This window comes from Kitasatospora sp. NPDC057500, assembly GCF_042802195.1.
Taxonomy (GTDB): Bacteria; Actinomycetota; Actinomycetes; order Streptomycetales; family Streptomycetaceae; genus Kitasatospora.
This window is the reverse complement of record NZ_JBHVER010000326.1, coordinates 1-5,656: the sequence shown is the minus strand read 5'-3', so window position 1 is coordinate 5,656 and position 5,656 is coordinate 1. Positions and strand designations below refer to the sequence as shown.

The 5,656-nt window shown below is 73.3% G+C and carries 6 protein-coding genes; 1 reads left to right on the top strand and 5 read right to left on the bottom strand.

Features of this window, described 5'->3' with window-relative positions; all coding sequences use genetic code 11:
* Positions 1-96: 96 nt before the first annotated feature.
* The 5 genes from ACFU74_RS35625 to deoC all read right to left on the bottom strand — a co-directional run bounded on the left by ACFU74_RS35625 (position 97) and on the right by deoC (position 4,826).
* The gene (locus tag ACFU74_RS35625; protein WP_380764286.1) at positions 97-735 is read right to left on the bottom strand and encodes an ATP-binding protein; all 639 of its coding nucleotides are present in this window, start codon (positions 733-735) and stop codon (positions 97-99) included.
* Between the two features lie 47 nt (positions 736-782).
* Positions 783-1,193: a hypothetical protein gene (locus ACFU74_RS35620; RefSeq protein ID WP_380764285.1), complete on the bottom strand. Its 411-nt coding sequence runs from the start codon at positions 1,191-1,193 to the stop codon at positions 783-785.
* Positions 1,194-1,439: 246 nt separating this feature from the next.
* A complete protein-coding gene (locus ACFU74_RS35615; protein WP_380764284.1) occupies positions 1,440-2,342 on the bottom strand; it encodes an aldehyde dehydrogenase family protein in 903 nt (300 codons plus the stop codon).
* A complete protein-coding gene (locus ACFU74_RS35610) occupies positions 2,335-3,834 on the bottom strand; it encodes an aldehyde dehydrogenase family protein (RefSeq protein WP_380764283.1) in 1,500 nt (499 codons plus the stop codon). Before ACFU74_RS35610 ends, ACFU74_RS35615 begins: the two co-directional genes overlap by 8 nt.
* Before the next feature lie 5 nt (positions 3,835-3,839).
* Positions 3,840-4,826, bottom strand: coding sequence for a deoxyribose-phosphate aldolase (gene deoC / locus ACFU74_RS35605; protein WP_380764282.1), 987 nt, complete (start codon positions 4,824-4,826; stop codon positions 3,840-3,842).
* A gap of 130 nt (positions 4,827-4,956) precedes the next feature.
* On the opposite strand from deoC, the gene ACFU74_RS35600 reads away from it, so the two are divergent.
* Positions 4,957-5,643: a PH domain-containing protein gene (locus ACFU74_RS35600; protein WP_380764281.1), complete on the top strand. Its 687-nt coding sequence runs from the start codon at positions 4,957-4,959 to the stop codon at positions 5,641-5,643.
* The last annotated feature ends 13 nt before the right edge of the window (positions 5,644-5,656 follow it).

Below are 5,656 nucleotides of genomic sequence, written 5' to 3'. Positions count from 1 at the left end.
GGCCCGGTGCGGGGGAGACGCACCGGGCCCGCCGTTCCGCGTTGCTGTCCCGTTCCGCGTTGCTGTTCCGCGTTCCCGGGGCGCCGCTCGCGCGCGTCAGACGGCGGACAGCTCCCCGGCGGCGGCCGCCGCGCGGATCCGCCGCCCGGCCTCCGGCCCCGAGCACGGGTGCGCGCCCAGGGCGACCTGCCGCCCGACGATGCCGCGCTCGGCCCGCATCAGCCGCCAGCCGCGCCGCAGCAGCACCGGCAGCGACTTGCGGCCCTCGCGGACGTCCCGGCGCAGCCGCCACCAGGCGGTCGTCAGCGCGCCGTTGCGCAGGCACAGGGCGTCGCCGAGCAGGTCGCCGGCCGCGCAGTCGGCGGTGATCTCGGCGGCGAAGATGCCCTCGGCGACGAACGCGCCGGCCCCGGCGAGTTCCAGCACCCGGGTGGCGACCCGGCCGTTGTCCGGGATCGAGTACACCGGCACCTCGGCCCGGCCGGTGGTGCACAGGGCGCGGATGGCCGCGACGGCCTGCTCGCGGTGCCAGGACAGCGGGGAGTCCCAGTCGACCGAGCCGTCGGGCAGCCGCGGCAGGCTCGGGTCGTCGCCGTCCTTGTAGAAGTCGTCGAGCTGGAGCACCGGCAGGCCGCTGCGCTCGGCCAGCGAGGACTTCCCCGATCCGGAGGGCCCGGAGAGCAGGACCACCCGGGCACGGGCTATCGGCACAGGGTTCAGCGGGGAGTCACTCACGGGACACCAGTCTGACGTATCAGGGCCCGTTGCCGAAACCGGTCGGGTCACACGTCCTGCAACGCCTCGGGGACGGTCAGCGCGGCGTGCAGCACCGGCAGGTACCGGCTGTCGACCTGGAGGTACACGGGGTGCCCGGCGCCGGGTGCCAGGTAGGCGGTGGCGGCCCAGTCCTGGTCGTGCCAGGTGTCCGGCTCGGGGTCGTGGAAGGTGCCGCCCGCGGGCAGTTCGACCCGGGCGCGGCCGCGCGCCGTGAAGGCGGCGGACGGGGCGCCGGGGGTGATCCACAGCCGCCCGTCGGCGTACTCGCCCCGCGGGCCCGGCCCGGCGGCCCGCGCCGAGCAGGGGATCCGCACCGGCCGCCCGGCGGCCAGCCGGCGCCGGGTGCGGGACACCCGGAAGGAGCGCCAGAACCCGTCCGCGAACAGTGCCATCAGCTCGCCCGCCAGCTCTCCCATGAGCGTCGTCCCCCTCGGTGCGCGGTGTCGGCCCAGTCTGGCCGGGCGCCGGGGGCGGGCGGCAGCGCCGAAAGGCGGGCGGCGGGGCGACGAAAGTCGACGGACCCGCGCCAGGGGGGGGAGAGGCGCGGGTCCGTCCTGTGACCGTCCGGGCCCTGGGGGGGAGAGGGCACGGGGGACGGCCAGTCTGTGGAGTTGTCTGCCAACTCGCGGTCACGGAGCGTGGCCGCTGCGGGGACCTGGAGGTCAGATACCCATCGGGTGCCAGACCGTCTTGGTCTCCAGGAACGAGAGTAGCCGGTCCGTTCCGGGAGCATTGGTCCAGTCCTGGGCGAACGGGTCCAGCTCCGGGCGGATCACCCTCTTCAGGGTATCCGCGGCCAGCGCCTCCAGCGCGCCCGCCGCGCCGGGACCGTCGGCGGCGATCGCGCCGGTGAGGTCCAGGGCGTTGACGTCCTGGTGCGAGGCCAGGGTCGGCGCGATGTCGGCGGTCCGGCCGGACAGCACGTTGACCACGCCGCCGGGGACGTCCGAGGTGGCCAGCACCTCGCCCAGCGACAGCGCGGGCAGCGGCGCGTCGGCCGCGGCCGCCACCACCGCGGTGTTGCCGGTGGCGATCACCGGGGCGATCACCGACACCAGGCCGAGCAGCGAGTGCCCGTACCCGGCCTGCGGGGCGACGATCCCGACCACGCCGGTCGGCCCCGGGGTGGAGAGGTTGAAGTACGGTCCGGCGACCGGGTTGGCGCCGCCCGCGATCTGGGCGACCTTGTCGGTCCAGCCCGCGTACCAGACCCAGCGGTCGATCGCCGCGTCCACCAGGGCGGCGGCCTTCTTCGGGCCGATGCCCTCGGAGAGCGCCACCTCGGCGGCGAACTGCTCGCGCCGGCCCTGGAGCATCTCGGCGACCCGGTACAGCACCTGGCCGCGGTTGTACGCGGTGGCGCCGGCCCAGCCCTTGACCGCCGCGCGGGCGGCCAGGACCGCGTCGCGGGCGTCCTTGCGGGTCCCGAGCGGCGCGTTGGCCAGCCACTCGCCCTTCGCGTCCGTCACCTCGTACACCCGCCCGCTCTCGGAGCGCGGGAACTTCCCGCCGACGTACAGCTTGTAGGTCTTGAGGACATCAAGACGGCTCACGACATCAGACATCTCGGGCCTCGACATTCAGGTAGGGCTCCAGACCGTGCCGGCCACCCTCGCGGCCGTAGCCCGACTCCTTGTAGCCGCCGAACGGCGAGGTCGGGTCGAACTTGTTGAAGGTGTTGGCCCAGACCACGCCCGCCTTGAGCCGGTCGGCCATCCAGAGGATCCGCGAGCCCTTCTCCGTCCAGATGCCGGCGGAGAGGCCGTAGGGGGTGTTGTTGGCCTTCTCGACCGCCTCGGCGGGGGTGCGGAAGGTCAGCACCGACAGCACCGGGCCGAAGATCTCCTCCTGGGCGATCCGGTGGGCCTGGCTGACGCCGGTGAAGAGGGTCGGCCGGAACCAGAAGCCGGTGCCCGGCAGCTCGCAGGCGGGCGACCAGCGCTCGGCGCCCTCGGCCTCGCCGGCCTCGGTCAGCGAGGTGATCCGGGCCAGCTGCTCGGCGGAGTTGATCGCGCCGATGTCGGTGTTCTTGTCCAGCGGGTCGCCGACCCGCAGGGTGCCCATCCGGCGCTTCAGCGCCGCCAGCAGCTCGTCCTGGACCGACTCCTGGACCAGCAGGCGCGAACCCGCGCAGCAGACGTGGCCCTGGTTGAAGAAGATGCCGTCGACGATGCCCTCGACGGCCTGGTCGATCGGCGCGTCGTCGAAGACGATGTTGGCGGCCTTGCCGCCCAGCTCCAGCGACAGCTTCTTGCGGGTGCCGGCCACCTGCTTGGCGATCGCCCGGCCGACCGGGGTGGAGCCGGTGAAGGCGATCTTGTTGACGTCCGGGTGCGCGGTGAGCGCGGCGCCGGTGCGGCCGTCGCCCGTGACGATGTTGACGACGCCCTTCGGCAGACCGGCCTGGCGGCAGATCTCGGCGAAGCGCAGCGCGGTCAGCGGGGTGGTCTCGGCGGGCTTCAGCACCACCGTGTTGCCGGTGGCCAGCGCCGGGGCGATCTTCCACGCCAGCATCAGCAGCGGGAAGTTCCACGGGATGACCTGGCCGGCCACGCCCAGCGGGCGCGGGTTCGGACCGAAGCCGGCGTAGTCCAGCTTGTCGGCCCAGCCCGCGTAGTAGAAGAAGTGCGCGGCGACCAGCGGCAGGTCGACGTCACGGGTCTCGCGGATCGGCTTGCCGTTGTCGATCGACTCCAGCACCGCCAGCTCGCGGCTGCGCTCCTGGATGATCCGGGCGATCCGGAACAGGTACTTGGCGCGCTCGCTGCCGGGCAGCGCCGACCAGTCGGCGAAGGCCCTGCGGGCGGCGGCGACCGCGCGGTCGACGTCCTCCTCGGTACCCCGGGCGAACTCGGCGAGCACCTGCTCGGTGGCCGGGTTGACCGTCTTCAGCGCCTCGCTGCCGGAGGAGTCGACGAACTCGCCGCCGATGAAGTGGCCGTAGGAGCTGGCGATGTCGCCGGCCGCGGCGGGCGACTCGGGCGCCGGGGCGTACGTGAAGAGGCCGCCCGCCGGCTTCTGGGCCACGGGCTCCTCGGTGTTCTTCTTCTTGGCCATGGTGATCAGTCCACCGTCACGTAGTCGGGGCCGGAGTACCGTCCGGTGGTCAGCTTCTGGCGCTGCATCAGCAGGTCGTTGAGCAGGCTGGAGGCGCCGAAGCGGAACCAGTGCGGGCTCAGCCAGTCGTCGCCGAGGGTCTCGTTGACCATCACCAGGTACTTCATCGCGTCCTTGGTGGTGCGGATCCCGCCGGCGGGCTTCACGCCGACCTGGACGCCGGTGGCCGCGCGGAAGTCGCGGACCGCCTCCAGCATCAGCAGGGTGACCGGCGGGGTCGCGTTGACGGCGACCTTGCCGGTGGAGGTCTTGATGAAGTCGGCGCCCGCCAGCATCGCCAGCCAGGAGACCCGGCGCACGTTGTCGTACGTCTGCAGCTCGCCGGTCTCGAAGATCACCTTGAGGTGGGCGTAGCTGCCGTCGGCCCGGCGGCAGGCCTCCTTGACGGCGACGATCTCGTTGAAGACGTCGAGGTAGCGGCCGGAGAGGAAGGCCCCCCGGTCGATGACCATGTCGATCTCGTCGGCGCCCGCGGCGACCGCGTCGGCGGTGTCGGCGAGCTTGACCGGCAGCGCGGCGCGGCCGGCCGGGAAGGCGGTGGCGACGGAGGCGACCTGGATGTCGGTGCCCCGCAGCGCGGCCTTCGCGGTGGCGACCATGTCCGGGTAGACGCAGATCGCGGCGACGCGCGGGGTGGTCGGGTCGGTCGGATCGGGGGTCCTGCCCTTGGTGCACAGCGCGCGCACCTTGCCGACCGTGTCCGCGCCCTCCAGCGTGGTCAGGTCGATCATCGAGATGGCCAGGTCGATGGCGTACGCCTTGGCCGTGGTCTTGATCGAGCGGGTACCGAGCGTGGCGGCACGCGCCTCCAGGCCGACCTGGTCGACACCGGGCAGGCCGTGCAGGAAGCGGCGGAGCGAGGCCTCGGACGCCGCGACGTCTCCGAGACCGCTGCCCGCGACGCCTTGGGCGTTGGCTGCAAGAGTGGACATAGTCACCACACCAGCATATCTACGCGCGTAGTCAACCGCTAGGCCCGGGGCGCATCGATGCCGGACCGAGATCTGGAGGTGTGATCGCCGCCCCTGTGGATCCCGGGGGCCATGGGGCAGAATCGTCGGCATGACCGATTCCGACGGCCGTCCCCACCAGGGCCCGGCCGGCTCCGATGGGGAGCCCGTGTACGCCGACCGCGTGTACCGCTCCGTTCCCGGCGTCATCTCCGGGGTGCTGTTGCTGGCCGTCGCGGCCTGGCTGATCGGGGACGCGGCGCTGAACGGCACCGGCAAGACGCCGTGGGTGTCGCTGGCCGCCGTCCCGGTCTTCGCGTTCCCCGTGATCGCCTACACCCTGCGCCCCGCCGTCCGCGCCAACGACCGGCGCCTGGTGGTGCGCAACCCGCTGCGCACCATCACCGCCCCCTGGGCCGCCGTCGACGCACTGCGCGCCGGGTACTCCGTGGAGCTGCTCGCCGAGGGGAAGAAGTACCAGGTGTGGGCGGTGCCGGTGTCGCTGCGCCAGCGCAAGCGCGCGGCCCGCGCCCAGGACCGGGGCGGCCGGCCGCAGCACACCTCCCGGCTGGGCATGGTCTTCGGAGGCGGCGGCAGCTCGTCCGGCCCCGGGGTGCAGGGCTCGGCGGACCCCACCCGGGCCTGGTCCGACCAGGTGGTGAACGTCCTCCAGGAGATGGCCGAGCGCAACGCCTCCCGCCCCGAGGCCGCCGGCCCGATCGAGGTCCGCTGGTGCTGGTGGATCATCGCCCCGACCCTGGCCGGCCTGGTGGCGCTGATCGCCGTCATCGCAGCCTGACCCCCCCCGACCA

Bases quoted from the DNA above. Each gene is read 5' to 3' on its own strand.
- ACFU74_RS35610 (WP_380764283.1), bottom strand. From the start codon at position 3,834: ATGGCCAAGAAGAAGAACACCGAGGAGCCCGTGGCCCAGAAGCCGGCG.
- ACFU74_RS35600 (WP_380764281.1), top strand. From the start codon at position 4,957: ATGACCGATTCCGACGGCCGTCCCCACCAGGGCCCGGCCGGCTCCGAT.
- ACFU74_RS35620 (WP_380764285.1), bottom strand. From the start codon at position 1,193: ATGGGAGAGCTGGCGGGCGAGCTGATGGCACTGTTCGCGGACGGGTTC.
- ACFU74_RS35615 (WP_380764284.1), bottom strand. From the start codon at position 2,342: ATGTCTGATGTCGTGAGCCGTCTTGATGTCCTCAAGACCTACAAGCTG.
- deoC (WP_380764282.1), bottom strand. From the start codon at position 4,826: ATGTCCACTCTTGCAGCCAACGCCCAAGGCGTCGCGGGCAGCGGTCTC.